16 protein-coding genes are annotated in these 18,097 nt (G+C 60.3%); 9 read left to right on the top strand and 7 right to left on the bottom strand.

Translation table 11 applies throughout. From position 1 onward, the window contains the following. The first annotated feature begins 4 nt into the window (after window positions 1-4). The gene (locus tag PH562_RS05945; protein WP_285172009.1) at window positions 5-1,612 is read left to right on the top strand and encodes a DHA2 family efflux MFS transporter permease subunit; all 1,608 of its coding nucleotides are present in this window, start codon (window positions 5-7) and stop codon (window positions 1,610-1,612) included. Window positions 1,613-1,655: 43 nt separating this feature from the next. On the opposite strand, the gene PH562_RS05950 is transcribed toward PH562_RS05945, so the two are convergent. Then, window positions 1,656-1,865: a hypothetical protein gene (locus PH562_RS05950; protein ID WP_229002183.1), complete on the bottom strand. Its 210-nt coding sequence runs from the start codon at window positions 1,863-1,865 to the stop codon at window positions 1,656-1,658. A 371-nt stretch (window positions 1,866-2,236) separates the two neighbouring features. Between PH562_RS05950 and PH562_RS05955 the strand changes: the two genes are divergently transcribed. The 8 genes from PH562_RS05955 (at window position 2,237) to PH562_RS05990 (ending at window position 11,306) form a co-directional block, all read left to right on the top strand. Further along, entirely contained in the window at window positions 2,237-3,229 is a 993-nt protein-coding gene (locus PH562_RS05955; protein ID WP_285172010.1) for an LLM class flavin-dependent oxidoreductase, read from the top strand. A 24-nt stretch (window positions 3,230-3,253) separates the two neighbouring features. Next, window positions 3,254-4,603, top strand: coding sequence for an LLM class flavin-dependent oxidoreductase (locus PH562_RS05960; protein ID WP_285172011.1), 1,350 nt, complete (start codon window positions 3,254-3,256; stop codon window positions 4,601-4,603). A 15-nt stretch (window positions 4,604-4,618) separates the two neighbouring features. Continuing rightward, entirely contained in the window at window positions 4,619-5,818 is a 1,200-nt protein-coding gene (locus PH562_RS05965) for a M20 aminoacylase family protein (RefSeq protein ID WP_285172012.1), read from the top strand. Between the two features lie 8 nt (window positions 5,819-5,826). Then, window positions 5,827-6,375, top strand: a complete 549-nt coding sequence (locus tag PH562_RS05970; RefSeq protein ID WP_113231144.1) for a GNAT family N-acetyltransferase — start codon at window positions 5,827-5,829, stop codon at window positions 6,373-6,375. 39 nt (window positions 6,376-6,414) lie between these two features. Continuing rightward, window positions 6,415-8,199, top strand: coding sequence for an amino acid ABC transporter permease/ATP-binding protein (locus tag PH562_RS05975; protein ID WP_285172013.1), 1,785 nt, complete (start codon window positions 6,415-6,417; stop codon window positions 8,197-8,199). Window positions 8,200-8,292: 93 nt separating this feature from the next. Then, window positions 8,293-9,237, top strand: a complete 945-nt coding sequence (locus PH562_RS05980; protein ID WP_285172014.1) for an ABC transporter substrate-binding protein — start codon at window positions 8,293-8,295, stop codon at window positions 9,235-9,237. 104 nt (window positions 9,238-9,341) lie between these two features. Then, a complete protein-coding gene (locus tag PH562_RS05985) occupies window positions 9,342-10,253 on the top strand; it encodes an ABC transporter substrate-binding protein (RefSeq protein ID WP_285172165.1) in 912 nt (303 codons plus the stop codon). Window positions 10,254-10,265: 12 nt separating this feature from the next. Then, entirely contained in the window at window positions 10,266-11,306 is a 1,041-nt protein-coding gene (locus PH562_RS05990; protein WP_285172015.1) for an LLM class flavin-dependent oxidoreductase, read from the top strand. Between the two features lie 88 nt (window positions 11,307-11,394). On the opposite strand, the gene PH562_RS05995 is transcribed toward PH562_RS05990, so the two are convergent. The 6 genes from PH562_RS05995 to PH562_RS06020 all read right to left on the bottom strand — a co-directional run bounded on the left by PH562_RS05995 (window position 11,395) and on the right by PH562_RS06020 (window position 18,032). Then, on the bottom strand, window positions 11,395-13,740 hold the full coding sequence (locus PH562_RS05995) for a heavy metal translocating P-type ATPase (protein WP_285172016.1): 2,346 nt from the start codon (window positions 13,738-13,740) through the stop codon (window positions 11,395-11,397). Between the two features lie 177 nt (window positions 13,741-13,917). Then, window positions 13,918-14,898 (bottom strand): zinc-binding dehydrogenase, encoded by a 981-nt coding sequence (locus tag PH562_RS06000; RefSeq protein ID WP_285172017.1) that lies wholly within the window; start codon window positions 14,896-14,898, stop codon window positions 13,918-13,920. Between the two features lie 41 nt (window positions 14,899-14,939). Beyond that, entirely contained in the window at window positions 14,940-15,542 is a 603-nt protein-coding gene (locus PH562_RS06005; RefSeq protein WP_113231151.1) for a TetR/AcrR family transcriptional regulator, read from the bottom strand. Between the two features lie 56 nt (window positions 15,543-15,598). Continuing rightward, window positions 15,599-16,855 (bottom strand): arsenic transporter, encoded by a 1,257-nt coding sequence (locus PH562_RS06010; RefSeq protein WP_285172018.1) that lies wholly within the window; start codon window positions 16,853-16,855, stop codon window positions 15,599-15,601. A 131-nt stretch (window positions 16,856-16,986) separates the two neighbouring features. After that, a complete protein-coding gene (locus tag PH562_RS06015) occupies window positions 16,987-17,445 on the bottom strand; it encodes a universal stress protein (protein WP_285172019.1) in 459 nt (152 codons plus the stop codon). 422 nt (window positions 17,446-17,867) lie between these two features. Continuing rightward, entirely contained in the window at window positions 17,868-18,032 is a 165-nt protein-coding gene (locus PH562_RS06020) for a hypothetical protein (protein WP_162738136.1), read from the bottom strand. Between the last annotated feature and the right edge of the window lie 65 nt (window positions 18,033-18,097).

Raw genomic sequence — 18,097 nt, forward strand, 5'->3', positions numbered from 1 at the left:
CGAGATGAGCGGTGCAGGCGCAGCGGCGAGTGGAAGAGGAGCGTCATCCGCACAAGTCACGAATCCCTGGCTGATTGCCATGGTCGTGTCGCTGGCAACCTTCATGGAAGTGCTCGACACCACGATTGCCAACGTGGCGCTGCGCTACATTTCGGGCGGGCTCGCCGTCAGCTCCGACGAAGCTTCATGGGTGGTCACGACGTATCTCGTTTCCAATGCCATCGTGCTGGTTGCCAGCAGCTATTTCGCCGAACGGTTCGGACGCCGTCGGTTCTATCTCCTGTGCCTGGTGACATTCACGATCGCTTCTGTTCTGTGCGGTCTATCGTGGAATCTCCAGGTGCTGTTGATTTTCCGTGTCATACAGGGTTTTGCCGGCGGCGGCATGGTGCCGACCTCGCAGGCGATCCTTGCCGATGCGTTTCCGCCGGCAAAACGCGGTCAGGCTTTTGCGCTCTTCGGTGTCGCCGTGGTCGTCGCGCCGGTCATCGGACCGACCCTGGGCGGTTATCTCTCCGACAACCTCTCCTGGCACTGGTGCTTCCTCATCAATGGTCCCGTCGGCATATTCGCCTTCGTGCTCGTCTATCTGCTGTTGAAGGAAACTCCGAAGACGAGGGCCATGCGTGAGGAATTCCGCAAGAAGGGCGTTCGCTTCGATCTCATCGGCTTTCTGCTGGTGGCAACCTTTCTCGGTTCGCTGGAGCTCGTCCTGGATCGGGGACAGACCGATGACTGGTTCGGTTCCAACTTCATCATCGTCATGGTCGCCATATGTGTTCTGGCCTTCCTGGCTGCCATACCGTGGGTTCTGACGAAGGCAAACCCGATCATCGATGGATGGCTGCTCGGCACCCGGCAATTCGGCTCCTGTTTCATCGTAATGATGGCAACCGGCGCAATCCTGATTGCGACGACGCAGTTCATCCCCGAGGTCGTGCAGCAGAACTACGGATATACGGCGACCTGGGCAGGCCTGGCGCTCTCGCCGGGTGGGATTGTGACCATGGTCATGATGTTCGTTGCCGGTCGTGTGAATTCCTGGGTCCAGCCGAAGTATCTGATCGCCATCGGTGCGGCGATCATTGCGATGTCCATGTGGCAGCTGACGCGGCTCTATCCCGGTCTGAACTTCGGCTTCTTCGTCTGGTCTCGCCTCTATATCGGGCTTGGCCTGCCCCTGATCTTCATCCCGATCACCTCCGCCTCCTACTACGGTTTGAAGCCTGAGCAAACCAATCAGGCATCGGCCATGATCAATGCCGCACGCAACATTGGCGGCTCCATCGGCGTCTGCATCGCGTCAAATGTCCTGGCGCATCGCGAGCAGTGGCACCAGAGCCGCCTGGTGGAGCATGTCACGCCATCGTCACCGGCCTATCAGGAGACGCTGCGAACCATGACGCGCTATTTTGCCGAGAAAGGTGCGACCATGGCGGATGCCCAGGCGCAGGCGACGGCGTGGATAGGGCAGCAGGTACAGACTCAATCGAGCTTCCTCGCCTATATCGATGTATTCCATGTGCTGATGCTGGTCGTGCTCTGCGCCATTCCGCTTGCGCTGATCCTGAGCAATGTCGATCTCAAGGAGGGTGGCGGCGGCATGCATTAAGCACCGCAACGATCGATCCTCCCGCAGGTGGACGGTTGGCTGACTAGGTCATTCGCCGCAACAGCGCGATGAGGGCGTCGGTGTTGTCATGGGTCTCAAGCGAGAGCAAATGCTTGTCTGCAAGCTCGGCAATCGCCAAGGCGACTTCACGCTCCGACCATCCCGCCAGGGTCGCAGCACTCAGCAACTCTCGAAAAGCGGCTTGCAGCGCGTCCTGGCAGCGGATGTCCCGGTCGGGATCATCATCGGTCACGAATGGTCGTGCGATATCGGGCATGACTGAAAGGTGAACTGATTTGCGGGTTTTGGCAATCTATTGCGTTCAATCGCAGTCGATTGCGCCTTTTTTGCGTGTGAGAGACGTCACAGCCCGTCAAAATAATCGGTAACACGGTTTAACGGCCTGACGCTGCGCTTTCCTCTGAACAGGCGCAGTATCAGGCGCTCGATCCTGTCATTGAAACCTACAGCGGCACCCATCGATGCCGCTTTTGGTCACTGCTGATTTTTTCCGCATCCGGCGAAAGAAAAAGAAAGCTGTTTCTTAAATAACTTAAAATCTATGTTTTTTATAGACTACAGTGCCCCATGGTCGGCATTGGGTGCAAACATGGATGAAACGGCATGTCTTACCTTCTTAGCCTTCTTGACAAGAGCCCGATCGAACAGGGGCTCAGTGCCACCGATGCGCTCGGCGCCACGGCTCGCTTGGCCATTCGGGCCGAGGAACTTGGCTATCATCGCTTCTGGGTCGCCGAGCATCACAACATGGCGAACCTCGCAAGTTCGGCTCCGGAAGTTCTGATTGCCTACCTTCTGGCCAGGACCTCGAAGATCCGTCTCGGCTCCGGCGGCGTCATGCTGCAGCATTACAGCGCCTATAAGGTTGCCGAAGCCTTCAATCTCCTCGCCTCGCTGGCCCCCGGCCGTGTCGATCTCGGTGTCGGCAAGGCGCCAGGCGGATTTCCACTGTCGACCCGCGCGCTGCAGCGCGCCTACGATCAAGAAAAGAAGCCGGACTTTGCCGAGCAGCTTTCCGATATCAACACCTATCTCGCGGCCGATCCTCATTCCGATGGCGCGCTGGCCACGCCGTTTCCGCCGCGCGCGCCGGAGCGCTTCCTTCTCGGCGCCAGCGTCGAGAGCGCGAAGCTCGCCGCAGAGAAGGGCTGGAAGCTAGTGTTTGCCGGCCATCTGAACGGCGATCCGGAAAATCTGCGCAATACCTTCGAGGCCTACGCGAATGCGACGGGCGGCAAGGTGCCGATCCTGGCGCTCGCAGCCTTCGCTGCCGAAAGCGAGGCTCATGCCCGTGAGCGCGTCGGCCAGTTGCGCATCGTCAAGCTCTTCCTGCCCAACGGCCAGAGCGTCAATGTCGGCACCCAGGAACAGGCGGCGGAATTCGCGCGTCAGGCGGGCTTCGCGGACTTCCGGACCGAGGAGAAGGCGCCGAGCGTGCTGCATGGCACGGCGGCGCAGATCCGCGCCGAGCTTGACGCGCTCCATCACCGATACGGCGTCGAGGAATTCGTGCTCGACACGCCGGCGCTGACCGCGACCGAACGGCTCAACTCCATAGAATTGCTCGCCAAAGAACGCCTTTCCCTCGTTGCCTGAGCGGCCTGTCCCAGGAGGATCATCATGGCTCAAAAACACGTCACCTTTGGTATCATGCTGCAAGGCCCCGGCGGCCACATGAATGCCTGGAAGCATCCGAGCGTCCCGGTCGATGCCAGCACCAATCTGAACTTCTTCGTCAAGACGGCCCGCAAGGCCGAAGAGGCCGGTATTGCCTTCGCTTTCGTCGCGGACGGACTCTATATCAACGAGCAATCGATCCCGCATTTCCTCAATCGCTTCGAGCCGCTGACCATTCTGTCAGCGCTTGCCGCCTTTACAACGAAGCTCGGCCTCGTGGGCACGGTCTCGACCTCTTACAGCGATCCCTTCACCATCGCCCGCCAATTTGCCTCGCTCGATCTCATCAGCGGCGGCCGCGCCGGCTGGAACGCCGTGACGTCTCCGCTCGAAGGCTCCGGCCGCAACTATAGCCGCGAGCATCCCGAGCATGAATTGCGCTACGAGATCGCCGACGAGTATCTCGATGCGATCAAGGGGCTATGGGACTCCTGGGACGACGATGCCTTCGTGCGCGACCGTAAGACCGGCGTCTACGCCGACAAATCCAAGCTGCATCGCCTGAACCACAAGGGTCGGTTCTTCCGCATTGAGGGTCCCCTCAATATCGGCCGTTCCAAGCAAGGCCAGCCGGTGGTATTCCAGGCGGGCGCCTCCGATTCCGGTATCCGGCTGGCCGGCAAGCACGCGGATGCGGTCTTCACCAATGGCGGACCGCTCGAAGACGCGAAGACCTTCTACAAGCAGGTCAAACAATCCGCGATCGCGCATGGCCGCAGAGCCGCCGATGTCGGCATCTTCCCCGGCATAGGGCCGATCGTCGGCGCAACGCAGGAGGAGGCGGAAGCTAAGTATCAGGCGATCCGAAACCTCGTCACGATCGAGGAGGCGCTCGCCTATCTTGGCCGCTTCTTCGATCATCACGATTTCCGCGCCTATCCGTTGGATGAGCCATTCCCCGATCTCGGCGATATCGGACGCAACAATTTCCGGGCCACGACCGATCGCATCAAGAAGACGGCGCGCGAGAAGGGTCTCACCTTACGCGAGGTAGCGCTCGATGCGGCGACGCCGCGAACCTCCTTCATCGGCATGGCCGAGCACATTGCCAATGAGATCATCCGCTGGGTGGAAGGAGAGGCCGCGGATGGCTTCATCCTCGGCTTCCCGGTGATCGGTGAAGGCTTCGACGATTTCTCCAGGCATGTCCTGCCGATCCTGACCGAGCGCGGCTATTTCGATCCCGCTTTGAAAGGCGAGACGCTCCGCGATCACCTTGGACTGCCATATCGCGAAAGCCGTTATGCGGCAGAGGCTGTCGACATCGAACCCGCAAAGGCCGTAGGCGCTTGAGCCAGGACGATCACCATGAACGCCATCATCAAGACCGCTTTGATTGCCGATCCGATCGAGGCAGGGATTGCCGCCTATCTCGATGAGATCGTCGCGCTCAGGCATGACCTGCATCAATATCCCGAACTCGCCTTTCAGGAGCATCGCACCGCCAAGAAGGTGGCCTCGTTGCTTGCGGAATGGGGCTACGACGTCGCAGCAGGTATCGCCGGTACCGGCGTGGTCGCGACCCTGAGGCGGGGCAATGGCAACCGCAGTATCGGCATCCGTGCCGACATGGATGCTTTGCCGATCGAAGAGGCGACCGGAGTTGATTATGCAAGCAGCAATCCCGGCGTCATGCACGCCTGCGGTCACGACGGACATACATCGATCCTACTGGCCGCTGCCCGCTATCTCGCCGAAAGCGGCAATTTCAGTGGCACGCTGCGGCTGATATTCCAGCCGGCCGAGGAGATCGGCGCAGGTGCGCGCAAGATGTTGTCGGAGGGACTTTTCGATCGCTTCCCGGTCGATGCGGTCTTCGGCCTGCACAATTGGCCCGGTGTGCCGACGGGACAGTTCGGCTTCGTTGCCGGCCCGGCGATGGCTTCCGTCGACAAGGCGGTCATCAAGATCGTCGGAAAGGGCGGGCATGGTGCCGAGCCGCATCGTGCGGTCGATCCGGTGCTGGCTTCGGCCTCCTTCATCACGGCCCTGCAAAGCGTCGTCTCGCGCAATATCGATCCTCAGGAAATGGCGGTCGCGACGGTCGGCTCCATTCACGCCGGTTCGGCTTCGAACGTCATCCCGGAAAGCGTGGAGATGAAGCTGACCATGCGCGCCTACAATGAGACTGTCCGTGCCAGATTGCAGGAGCGAATTCCTGCTTTGGCGCGCGCGCAGGCGGAAAGCTTTGGCGCCGTGGCGGAAGTCGATTACCATCTCGGTTTTCCCGCACTCGTCAATCATGCCGAGGAGACTGAATTTGCCCGCAATGTCGCCTTGCGGGCGCTTGGAGCCGCTGCCGTGGAGGCGGATTTCCGGCCGCGGACGGCAAGCGAAGACTTTGCCTTCCTGCTCGAGGCAAAGCCCGGAAGCTACCTCTTCGTCGGCAATGGTGACAGCGCGCCGCTGCACAGCGCCCGCTACGATTTCAACGACGCCATCATCGCGCCGGCAGCCCGCTACTGGGTGCGGCTCGCCGAAACCTTCCTCGCGAATGACAACGGGTGACGAACGACATGAGCGACACGTTTCTTTATACGACCACATTGGACCCGCGCGCCAAGCCGCTGATCGACGAACTGATCCATGAATATGACAGCCGCTACGGCAACTATTTCAACGCTGAAGGGGCGGCTGCCGAACTCAACCGCTATCCGCCGGAGGCCTTTGCACCGCCGCATGGCAATTTTCTGCTCTTGCTCCGAAACGGGGAGACGATCGGCGGCGGCGCTTTCAAGCACTATGACGACCAAACCGCCGAATTCAAACGGATTTGGACGCGGCACGATCTCCGTCGCCAGGGATTGGCGCGTAGGCTGCTGGTAGAACTGGAGGCCCAGGCGGCGCGGCAGGGCTATCGCCGCATCTACCTGACCACAGGTTTTCGCCAACCCGAGGCGGTCGGCCTTTATCTCAACAACGGCTACACAGCCCTGTTCGATACCTCCGTCGATCCGGAAGTCTACAAGAGCCTGCCTTTCGAGAAAGATATCAGCCATTTGGCTCTGGCCTATATCGCCGAAACCTCCGGCTCGCAGCAGCGCTTGGCGGCCGCCGGCCGGTAACGCATTGCGGATCAACGACAATCATAAGGGGTAAGCATCATGGCGCTGACGACGGATTTTGCGGGTGTCGATCGAGGCACTGGCGCCGCCGAGACGAAGACAGATTATTCGCGTTATCGCATTGTGCCGGCGAGGCACCCTGGGCGAACCGTCGGCACGATCTTTGCTGCCCTCGTCATAGCGGTCGTCCTCTACTCCACCTTTACCAATCCGCGATGGGGCTGGGGTGTCTTCGCCGAGTGGTTCTTTGCGGAGCCGGTGCTGGTTGGCCTTGGCAGGACGCTGCTGCTGACGGCGCTTGCGGCGGTGTCAGGCTCAATCCTCGGAACGGCATTGGCGCTGGCGCGCGTCTCGAAGTCGCCGCTGCTTGCGAGCCTCTCTTGGGGTTACATCTGGCTGCTGCGTTCGATCCCGATGATCGTGCTGCTTCTGGTTCTCAACAATCTCGGCTATCTCTATGAAACTATTAGCGTCGGCGTTCCGTTCACCGACAAGGTTCTGTTCGATTATCCGACCACGCAGCTCCTGACGCCCTTTGCGGCAGCCTTTCTCGGACTGACGCTGAACCAGTCGGCCTTCTTTGCCGAAATCGTGCGCGGCGGCATTCTGTCAGTCGACCAGGGTCAACTGGAGGCGGCTGCGTCCCTCGGCCTGTCGCGCCGCCGTCAGGCGTTTCGCATCGTTCTGCCGCAGGCGATGCGCTCCATCCTGCCCACGGGCTTCAACGAGATCATCGGCCTCGCCAAAAGCACCTCCATGGTCTACGTGCTCGCCTTGCCGGAACTCTTCTACACGGTGCAGGTCATCTATCGCCGCAATCTGGAAGTCATTCCGCTGTTGATGGTGGCAACGGTCTGGTATCTCGTCATCATGACGGTGCTGTCGATCGCCCAGCACTATATCGAGCGTTATTTCTCCAAGGGCGCGGTGCGCAATCCGACGCCGTTGCCGTTTCAGGCATTCTTCCGGCGCTTTCAGCGGCCACTGCCTGCCTCCGCGGCAGGCGCCAGATCGGACACCGAGGCACTCGCCGCTTTTCGGAGCGTGACGGATCTTCGTGCCAGGGGCGGTGCCGTTCGCATCCGCGGCATTTCGAAGAGCTTCGGCACACTGAAAGTTCTCGACGATGTCGAGCTTAACCTTTCTGCCGGCAGCGTCACGGCCATTATCGGTCCGTCGGGTTCGGGTAAATCGACGCTGCTGCGCGCCATCAATCATCTGGAGCGCGTCGACAGCGGCTTCATCTCCGTCGACGGCGAGCTGGTCGGCTACACCCAGAAGGGCGAGGTGCTCTATGAACTCAAGGAAAAGGACATTCTGAAGCGCCGGACCGACATCGGTATGGTTTTCCAGAACTTTAATTTGTTCCCGCATCTCACTGTTTTAGAAAACATTATCGAGGCACCCATCCAGGTACGCGGGGTGAGCCGCGACGAAGCGACCGCCTATGCGCAAGAGCTTCTCGCGCGCGTCGGCCTCAGCGACAAGATCGATGCCTATCCCCGCCAGCTTTCCGGCGGCCAGCAGCAGCGTGTTGCCATCGCCCGCGCCTTGGCACTGCGACCGAAGGTCCTTCTTTTCGACGAGCCGACCTCGGCACTTGATCCTGAACTCGTTGGCGAAGTGCTCGATGTGATCAAGGAGCTTGCGCGCACCGGCACGACGCTCGTCATCGTCACCCACGAGATCGGCTTTGCTCGCGAGGTCGCCGATAGCATCGTCTTCATGGAGGGCGGCCACATTATCGAAGCCGGTACGCCCACACAGATCCTCAACGACGCGAGACATGCGCGCACGCGCGCTTTCCTCGCCAAGGTTCTCTAGCAGTCGCAGGCAAGCATTCGACGCTCTGACGCAGCAGGCGTCGGGATCATTATAGCAGCATCAACAACTTATAATTGAAAAAGGAGAAGGGAAATGACATTCATTGAGAGAGCAAGATATATCGTTGCCGGCGTTCTAACGGCGGTAGCGATGAGTGGGACGCCGACGATTGCGGCCGAAAAGTTCAACCTGAGCCCGGATACATCCAATCGCATCCGAGCCGAGAAGGACGAGGCAGCGATCAAGGCGATTGCGCCGGGCTTCAAGTTCGTCAATCCCGGCAAGTTCACAGTCGCGATCAACCCGTGGGACCCTCCGATCGCCACCTATGCGACCGACGCGAAAACGGTCGTCGGCACCGATCCCGATATCGCGCAGTTGCTCGCCGACTCCCTCGGCCTGCAGCTCGACCTGGTACCGGTCGCCTGGGAGGACTGGCCGCTCGGCGTCTCCTCAGGAAAATATGATGCCGTCATTTCCAACGTGACGGTCACGGAAGAGCGCAAGCTGAAGTTCGATTTCTCCACCTATCGCAGGGACGTGCTCGGCTTTTACGTGAAGGCCGACAGTAAGATCACCTCGATCAAGGAGCCCAAGGATGTTGCAGGTCTGAAGGTCATTACCGGGGCCGGCACCAATCAGGAGAAGATCATTCTGGAATGGGACCGGCAGAATGTGGCAGCCGGCCTGAAACCTATCGAGGTTCAATATTACGACGACCGCGCCGCCGCCGATCTTGCCTTGCAGTCCGGTCGTGCCGATGTCGAGTTCAATCCGAATGCGACACAGGCCTATAAGGCCGCCATCAACGGCACGAGGAAGCTTGTCGGCACCGTCTCGGGCGGTTGGCCGCTGACGGCCGAAATCGCGGTTACGACGAAGAAGGGCGCAGGCCTTGCCGATGCGGTCACCCTCGCACTCAACGATCTGATCAAGAACGGCAAGTATGGCGAAGTGCTGAAGCGCTGGAGCCTGACAGCCGAAGCGGTCGATCAATCCAAGACCAACCCTGCGGGCCTGCCGAAGAGCGGTTCGTAATGTTGGTCGGGCGGACCGGCGTCAGTGGGGCTCACGCCGGTCCGTTCCCATCCATCTCAAATGGAGATACAGGTTCCGTGATTATCCGCATTAACTTCAAAACTATGCTGGCGGCCGCAGTGGCGCTTACCTTGACCGGCCTTGCTCCGGTAACGGCGGCCGAAGATTTCGATCTGAGCCCGGAACAGCCAGGACGTCTTCACGCGGCGAAAAACGACGCGGCGATTGCCGCTATCCCAAAGGATTTTAAGTTCGTCACATCAGGCACATTCACCGTGGCAGTCGCGCCGGGCGGTCCGCCGCTTGCGACCTATGCGACGGATGCCAAGACGGTTGTCGGCGCCGATCCAGATTACGCCTATGCCGTTGCCGACGCGCTCGGCTTGAAGCTCGAGCTTGTCCCGGTCGCGTGGATCGACTGGCCGCTTGGGCTGACCTCGGGCAAATACGACGCCGTCATCTCCAATGTCGGCGTCACCGAGCAGCGCAAGGAGAAGTTCGATTTCTCCACCTATCGGCAGGGCCTGCACGGCTTCTTTGTCAAGAGTGACAGCAAGATCACTGGTATCAAGGAACCGAAGGATGCTGCCGGCTTGCGCATCATCGTCGGCGCCGGCACCAATCAGGAGCGCATCCTGCTGAAATGGAGCGACGTGGATGTCAAAGCCGGCCTGAAGCCGATCGAGCTGCAATATTATGATGACGATGCGGCGAGCCTTCTGGCTCTGCGGTCCAACCGCGCCGATGTCATCGTGCAGCCGCATGCCCAGCTTGTTTACATCGCTGCCCGCGACAAGGACATCAAGCGCGTGGGTACGCTGAGTGCCGGCTGGCCGGATCGCTCGGATGTCGCAATCACCACGCGCAAGGGCAGCGGTCTCGCGGCGGCGCTCACCATCGCAACGAACGGGCTGATCAAGGATGGTACCTACGCCAAGATCCTCGACCATTGGCACCTTGCCGAAGAAGCCTTGCCGAGGTCGGAAACCAATCCGCCGGGCCTACCGAAATTTTGAGGAGACAGCCGCATGAGCCGCCAAGCCCCATCGATCAGCCATATCGGCTTTCTCACACCTGGAAACTATCCGGATGAAGATCCGCTAGCCGGTCTGGAACAGACCTTGCAATTGCTCGAATACGGAGAGCAGAGGGGTTTCAACAGCGCCTGGGTTCGCCAGCGGCACTTGGAGCCCGGCATTTCCTCAGCCAGCGCCTTCCTCGCTGCGGCGACGCAGCGCACGCGCCACATCGAGCTTGGTACCGCCGTCATACCCATCGGCTACGAAAGCCCGTACCGGCTTGCCGAGGATTTGGCGACCGTGGATGTACTGTCGCGCGGACGGTTGAACATCGGCTTGAGTGCCGGCCGGCCGCTGCACGCGGATCTGATCGGGCCGCTTGCTTTCGATGGGGACTGGGAAAACCACGATTTCTCCCATCAGCGGGTGCTGCGCTTTGCCGACAATCTGAGAGGCGCCTATCTCGGCAATCAGGATACGCTCATCAAGACGCCATTCGGCCCGCAGCGTCCGCGGCTTCAGCCTTATGCGAAGGGGCTGATCGATCGCATCTGGTATGGCGGCGGCTCATTGCGATCTGCCGAATGGGCCGGACGCAGCGGCTTCAATCTGCTGATCGGCAATGTCACCACGGGCGAGCAGACCGACGATTTCTTCGTTGCTCAATCGCGACAGCTGGAAACCTATCGCGCGTCTGGCGGCGATACGAGGCGGGTGGCGCTCGGACGAGTCATCGTGCCCTTCGACAGCGCGGATGCGATCACCCGCAAACGCTACACCGACTATGCCGCCGGCCGCTATGAGCGCACGCTTTCACCTCAGGGCGAACGTCGCACGCTTTTCGCCCGCGATATCGTCGGCTCTTCGGATGAAATTCTTGAACGCCTGCGCAAAGATCCGATCTTGCCTCATGTCAACGAATTCCGGCTGGAGCTGCCCTACGAATTTCATGATGAGGAATATCGGCAGATCATCCATGACTTCGTAACGCTGATCGCTCCGGAGCTTGGCTGGAAGGAGGCCACGCTTCTGCGCCGATCCGCATCCTGAGGGTTGCATAACGGCAAGACCGGGCAGGCGAGATAAGGTCCTCCCGGTCCGTATGGTGCCGACCTATCGATCGGCGTCCGTGAATAGCCTAGGCGGCCACCCGGCGAGGCCGAAGCGCGAGCAAGCGTAGCGCATTCATTGTCACCAGCACCGTTGCGCCGGTGTCGGCGAGGATTGCCGGCCAGAGCCCGGTGATACCAACGATCGTGGTCACCAGAAACACGCCCTTGAGGCCGAGCGCGATGGTGATGTTCTGGCCGATATTGCTCATCGTACGCTTGGAAAGATCGATCATCTCGATGACATCGCCGACGCGGCCGTGCAGCACGGCGGCATCCGCCGTTTCCAGCGCAACGTCGGTGCCTCCACCCATGGCAATCCCGACATCGGCGGCTGCGAGTGCCGGCGCATCGTTGATGCCGTCACCGACCTTGGCGACATGAAAGCCTTGCTGCTTCAGCTCGCCGACAATCCTTTGCTTGTCTTCTGGCAGCAGTTGCGCGCGAACCTCTATGCCGAGTGTCTTGCCGATAGCCCGCGCCGTGCGCTGGTTGTCACCCGTCAGCATGATGGTCTTGATGCCCGCATCGGCAAGAGCCTTAAGGCCTGCAGCCGTATCGGCGCGCGGTTCGTCGCGCATGGCGAGCAGGCCGGCCGCCGTACCCTTTGCAACGATGACGGAAACCGTTTTCCCTTCATCGTTGAGCGCGGCGATCCGAGCCGATTGCTCCGAGGTCAATGATACGCGATCGGCGGCTGCCTGCGGCGATCCAAGGAAAACGTCCAAACCATCGACCGTGCCGCTCACACCTTTGCCGCCGATGGTTTTCGCGTCGATGACCTGAGGGATATCCGTTTCAGCTTCAGCCGCGCGGTCGAGGATGGCGCGGGCGAGTGGATGGCTCGATCCAGTTTCGAGCGCGGCTGCCAGCCGTAGCACGTCCGTTTCATTCATGCTTAGACCGACGATATCGGTGACCTTGGGCTTGCCTTCGGTCAGCGTGCCGGTCTTGTCGAAAGCAACAGCGGTGACCTTGCCGATGTTTTCGAGCACGGCGCCGCCCTTCAGCAACAGACCGCGGCGGGCGCCTGAAGACAGTGACGCTGCGATTGCCGCCGGCGTCGAGATGACCAGGGCGCAGGGGCAACCGATCAGCAGGATTGCCAGGCCCTTATAGACCCATTCGCTCCAGCTGGCGCCCAGAAGTAAAGGCGGAATAACCGCGACGAGCGCACCGACAACGACGACCCCAGGCGTGTAATAGCGCGAGAAGCGATCGATGAAACGCTCGGTCGGAGCCTTCGATTCCTGCGCTTCCTCGACGAGCTTGACGACGCGGGCGATGGTATTGTCCGATGCTGCCGCCGTTACGCGGACGCGCAGGGCGGCATCGCCATTGACCGTGCCCGCAAAGACGGCTGCATCCACGCCCTTGCGCACCGGCGTGCTTTCGCCTGTCACCGGCGCCTCGTCGATGGCGCTTTCGCCGGAAAGGATCACGCCGTCGGCCGGAATGCGGTCGCCCGGGCGAACCAGGATGATGGCGCCGACGGCAAGGCTTTCGGCATGCACTTCACGGGTCTTGCCATTTTCTTCAAGGAGAGCGGTTTTGGGCACCAGATCCGTCAGGGACTGAATGCTCGCGCGCGCCTTGCCGGCGGCGACACCTTCCAGCAGCTCGCCGATCAGGAACAGGAAGACCACGGTAGCAGCTTCCTCACTGGCGCCGATGATTACGGCGCCAACGGCCGCAATCGTCATCAGCATCTCGATCGAGAACGGCGTTCCCATTCTTGCGGCCATAAAGGCGCGTCTTGCGATCGGCACCAAGCCGACGAGCATGGCCGCAGTGAATATCCACATATCCCATGCCGGTATCAGCTTGCCGACACCCCAGGCGACAGTAAGCGCTACACCACTGGCGATCGTCAGGCGGCCTTTGGCGGATTTCCACCACGGCCCGGTGGTCGGTCCGTGATCGTGACCGTGAAGGCCGACAACCGAGCCATCGCGCTCTTCAGAGGTGTTGATGTGACCGGCATGATCATGTTGATGCCCGGCGCCATGATCGTGGTCGCCGTGATCATGCTCATGCTCGTGGCCTGCATGGTCATGGCCGTGGCCACTGGACTTATCCGTGTGATGATCGTGTCCACACCCGCAAGCATGGCCGCTCTCTTCGATCTTTGACACGGCGGCATTGCTCTGCGGCAGCGGGAAAACCTTGTAGCCCAGTCCCATGACCCGCTTGGTTATGTTGGGCAACAGCTCCGGATCGCTCTGATGCCTGACCGTCATCGTGCCTGCGGTGACCGAGACGGAAACATCCTCGACGCCCTGCAGTCGGCGAATGGCGGTGTCGATTTTCGCAGCGCATGAAGCGCAATCCATGCCCTCTACGCGATAGCGGCTCTGTTGTGTTGTCGGCGTCATGTTTCGGTTCCAGATTTTCTACCGGAACCATTGCTACAGCCTCTAGTAACTAGAGGTACAAGAGCAATTTCATGAATTTTTTAGGCGATCGCTCGCGGTGACGGCAATCGATCTGGCCCGCACCATGAAGCCGCCTCAGTTCCCTGCGGCGGCTGCTATGACACGGCGCAGAGAGACCTATAGCAGTTTCAGCAGAACCTTGCCGGTCTTGCCGGGCGCCAGCGAGGATTTCACGGCTTCCGCAATCTCCGCAATGTCGTAAGCTGCCTCCACGGGCAGCTTGACCTCACCTGAGGCGACGCGGGAGATTAGCTCGCTGATCAGCCGTCGGCGCTCTTCCGCCGGCATGGCGGCGCTGATCTTGATACCCCAGAAGCCCTTGATCGTGAGCTGTTTGAAGATGACGGCCCTCGAGGCGATCTGCATCGGTTTGCCGGCCGCGGTGCCGAAGGAAACCAAAAGGCCGTTTTCGCCCAGCAGGTCTGCCAGGTCGTTGCTTGCAACACCCCCGACGGAATCGACTGCGGCACGGATCGGCGCGTCGCCGATCATGGCGCGCACCGTCGCCTTCCAATCGGGCGCCGCGGTCGAGACGGCATTGCCGATGCCGAATGCTGATAGCTCATCGATGCCGCCGTCTCGTCGAACGAGATTGATCATGTGTATGCCGCGGCTGTGTGCCAGCATGGCCAAGGTTTTGCCGACAGCCCCATTCGCTGCGTTCTGGATGATCCAATCGCCGCGCTCGACATTGAGGAATTCCAAAAGCGAGATAGCGCTGAACGGCATGGCGATCAGTTGCGCCGCGGCTTCGTCGGAAATCACGTCCGGCACCGGAACGAGGCTTGCTGCCGGTGCCGTGAATTGTTCGGCCCAAGTGCCATGGACACCGGCCGCAACGACCCGTTTGCCGATCAATGCCTTGTCGACGTCAGGTCCGACGGCATCGACGAAGCCGACCGCTTCGCTGCCGCCAATGGCGGGCAAAACCGGCTTGTAGCCATAGGCGCCGCGCACGGTCCAAAGGTCATGATTGTGGATGGGGGAGAGAATGGTGCGAATGCGCACGTCTCCGGCGGCGGGCTCCGGCAGCGGCATGTCGGCTAGATAAAGGACCGCAGCCGGATCGCCGAAGACATCGTGGATGGCACTGCGCATTGTATTTTCCTTGTGTGTTGACATGCAGGTCCTGCTTTGGATCAAAGGCCGCCGGGTGCCGAAAGGGCTTGCTCAGTGGCAAGCATGGCCTGGTCGAGCGGTGTCTTGTCTTTTCCGAGCTTCGCCAGGATTGCTGCCCCGAGCCACAGGCTATAGAGCGAACGCGCCGTCTTTTCCGGGATGCAGGATGGTGAGATCGAACCGTCCTCGCGTCCCTCGGTGATTGTTTTGGTAATGCGGCGAATGAGGTCCTCGACGCCGCCGAGCAGGATCACGCGCATATTGTCGGAGAGATCGGAGATCTCGGCGGCCAGCTTTACGACCAGGCACCGGTCGGCGAGGCTGGCCGTATTGCCATCGGAAAGCCAGGCATCCCAATAATGCATCAAGCGCTGGCGGCCATTGCCCTTCCAGCCGAAGAGCGCGTCGAGCCGCTCCGCATAGTCGGAGCAATATTGCTTCAACAAGGCGCAGCCGAAGGCCTCCTTGGATGCGAAATAGTAATAGAACGAGCCTTTCGGCACGGCGCTCTGTTCGAGCAGCTCCTTCAGGCCTACGCCTCCGAAACCCTTGCGCAGCACCAGCTCCCGCCCGATTGCGAGAATATGGCTCCGAGTCAGCTCTGATTTCTTCTTCGTCATCATGAGCGGTCCGTAACAAATAATCGACCGGTCGTCTATAAACCCGATGTTGTTCGCGGTCAGATCAGTGCGAGAGCGGCAAGCGAGAGGATCAAAGCGGGAAACATCACGAGAGCGCCGATCCCCAGAAACGCCAGTGCTCCCATGTGGAGCCCTTCGCGGCGAAGAGCGGCAAGCCAGAGGATTGTGGCGAGCGAGCCCGTAACGGAGAGGTTGGGTCCGAGATCGACGCCGATCAGCACCGCGCCGGCAATGGAATCAGGAACATGGGCGGCCTGCACCGCGCTGCCGGCGAAAAGACCGGCCGGCAAATTGTTGACGAGGTTGGAGACGATGGCAACGGAAAGCCCGGCAACGCCAACCGCCTGTGTCTGCGATTGAGCCGCCAGCAATGCCAGCTTTTGGGACAGCAGAGCGGTGAGCCCGGTGTGATTGACCGCCTCGACAATCACGAAAAGGCCCGCAACCAGAGGTATTACACTCCAGCTGATGCCACGAACCGTCTTCAGCGGGTTTTGCCGCGTAAGCGCGAGAACGATGACGGTCGTGAGGAGGCCCGCGACAAATGTCGGGATGCCGAGATCGACGTTCATGGCCGACGCCACGATCAGAATGAGGGCTGTGACTATCAGCCCCCATCCTGCCAGCTTGGCGCTGCGGGAAAGGGCGGGTTGTCCAACCTCGCGGGCGATCGTGTCTTCGGCCAGTGCATGGCGCTGCGTCCAATAGAGACAGACGAAGGTAACGATGATCGACACGATTGATGGCAGCAGGAAGGTCTGCATCCAGCGCGACAGGGGCGGCATCTCGCCGCCGGCGAAGATGACCAGATTGGCTGGATTGGAGATCGGCAGCACGAAGCTCGCGGCATTCGCAATGAAGGCGCAGACCAGCAGATATGGCATGGGGTCCTTCACCCGCGCCGCACGGCAGGCTGCGTAGACGGCCGGCGTAAGTACGACGGCGGTTGCGTCATTCGACAGAAATACCGTCACGACCACGCCGACGATATAGACGAGCACGAACAGCCGGCGAGGAGAGCCCCTGGCATGCGAGGTGGCGATAGCCGCCACCCAGTCGAAGAGCCCTTCGCGCCGCGCCAGCTCCGACAGCAGCATCATGCCGATCAGGAAGAGATAGACATCGAATCCTTTGGATATACCTGTCCATACATCGGCAGGGCCGATGAGCCGCAGCGCAACGAGAAGTGCTGCGCCGAGAACAGCCCAGATCGCTTCCGGCCATCGGAATGGACGTGTGACAACACCGAGGGCTGTCAGGCCGGCGATGCTCCAGGTGATGGCGGATTCGGTCATTCGGCTTGTCTTGGTAACTCTTCTGGGATTTAGGGTCGGAGCGGCTATGTAGCATCACTGCGGGCCAGCGCAAATCGTAACCACGCTATATCTCGACAGAATCCTGCATGATATGCCGATCTGACGGAGCGCTATGCCTTCTTCGCTGTTGCCGTTTTCCTTGTCGTATCGTCATGCGATTTGTCGGCTCGCTCGACAAGGACGGAACATTCTGCATGGCGTATGACATATTCGACCGTCGACCCAAATATGCGATCGATAATATCGGAGGTATGCGTCGCAAGAATGATGAGGTCGGCCTCCTTCTCTTTGGCGACGGTCAGCAGCGTCTTCGATGCCGTGCCCATGCGTACGTCGACGGAGGCGGTAACGCCGAGACGCCTACACAGAGCATCGAGCTTCTCCTCAGCCTCGGTGATCACTGAAACAGCCCAATCGTCGGGGCTTTCGCGTCCCGAGGGGAAACGCTCGATAACATGCGCGACCGTCAATTCACCGCCTGGAGATAAAAGTGCCTGAGACGTCCGCAATAGGCGTTCGGCGCGCTCGCGCGAGCCCAACCCAATTGCGCAAATGATCTTGTCGTACATCGCATTCTCCCAAAACGTCTCGGCCCGAAGGCGTTCTTCGGCGCCGCTTGCAATCTTTCCGGTTAAACTTGCCCGGACAAGCAAACGAGTACCCAACACATCTATAATGGCGGCCTCCGTCAAGTCTCGTTGCCGGCGTGATGCAAGCCGTACCTATCTGTAGGCCCTCCGCCGATGACTGTTCATTTCACCGTCGGCGCGGTCGATTCGATCGGGTGATTCGCCAGCCTGGCGTGAAGTTTACCGTAATAGAGGTCAAATGGTCGCGGTTTTCACCTCCGATCGGATCGTGAGCGGCCGTGGATACATGCTTCCCGAAGAGGTGGCAGGATCGGGGAAAATTGCTGCAGTGCAAACGGTTTAGCCGCCGAACGATGGGGCGCCACCATCGCAACAGCCTAGAAATATCATGGGCTTCTGCGTCAATCTGACATGGCTGCGGCGAAGCCCTGCGACATCCTGCACGCTTTTGCGCAGTGCACAATCTGCCTTAGAACCATGTCGCGAACAGCTTGCCACGGAATCAACCCATCGGCGAGACGGGCACTGCTATTCTTGTCGCTGACAAGAGGCAGAAAGCCGGTCATATTGGGGCTCCGATATCGTCGATCGCGGTAAGTGCGTTCTGGGTTCAACGACAGATTGGTGGTCT

It is taken from the genome of Rhizobium centroccidentale (genome assembly GCF_030182565.1).
GTDB lineage: Bacteria > Pseudomonadota > Alphaproteobacteria > Rhizobiales > Rhizobiaceae > Rhizobium.

Coding starts and splice junctions, on each gene's coding strand:
- PH562_RS05945 (WP_285172009.1), top strand. CDS start 5: ATGAGCGGTGCAGGCGCAGCGGCGAGTGGAAGAGGAGCGTCATCCGCA.
- PH562_RS05955 (WP_285172010.1), top strand. CDS start 2,237: ATGTCTTACCTTCTTAGCCTTCTTGACAAGAGCCCGATCGAACAGGGG.
- PH562_RS05960 (WP_285172011.1), top strand. CDS start 3,254: ATGGCTCAAAAACACGTCACCTTTGGTATCATGCTGCAAGGCCCCGGC.
- PH562_RS05965 (WP_285172012.1), top strand. CDS start 4,619: ATGAACGCCATCATCAAGACCGCTTTGATTGCCGATCCGATCGAGGCA.
- PH562_RS05970 (WP_113231144.1), top strand. CDS start 5,827: ATGAGCGACACGTTTCTTTATACGACCACATTGGACCCGCGCGCCAAG.
- PH562_RS05975 (WP_285172013.1), top strand. CDS start 6,415: ATGGCGCTGACGACGGATTTTGCGGGTGTCGATCGAGGCACTGGCGCC.
- PH562_RS05980 (WP_285172014.1), top strand. CDS start 8,293: ATGACATTCATTGAGAGAGCAAGATATATCGTTGCCGGCGTTCTAACG.
- PH562_RS05985 (WP_285172165.1), top strand. CDS start 9,342: ATGCTGGCGGCCGCAGTGGCGCTTACCTTGACCGGCCTTGCTCCGGTA.
- PH562_RS05990 (WP_285172015.1), top strand. CDS start 10,266: ATGAGCCGCCAAGCCCCATCGATCAGCCATATCGGCTTTCTCACACCT.
- PH562_RS05995 (WP_285172016.1), bottom strand. CDS start 13,740: ATGACGCCGACAACACAACAGAGCCGCTATCGCGTAGAGGGCATGGAT.
- PH562_RS06000 (WP_285172017.1), bottom strand. CDS start 14,898: ATGCGCAGTGCCATCCACGATGTCTTCGGCGATCCGGCTGCGGTCCTT.
- PH562_RS06005 (WP_113231151.1), bottom strand. CDS start 15,542: ATGATGACGAAGAAGAAATCAGAGCTGACTCGGAGCCATATTCTCGCA.
- PH562_RS06010 (WP_285172018.1), bottom strand. CDS start 16,855: ATGACCGAATCCGCCATCACCTGGAGCATCGCCGGCCTGACAGCCCTC.
- PH562_RS06015 (WP_285172019.1), bottom strand. CDS start 17,445: ATGTACGACAAGATCATTTGCGCAATTGGGTTGGGCTCGCGCGAGCGC.
- PH562_RS06020 (WP_162738136.1), bottom strand. CDS start 18,032: ATGACCGGCTTTCTGCCTCTTGTCAGCGACAAGAATAGCAGTGCCCGT.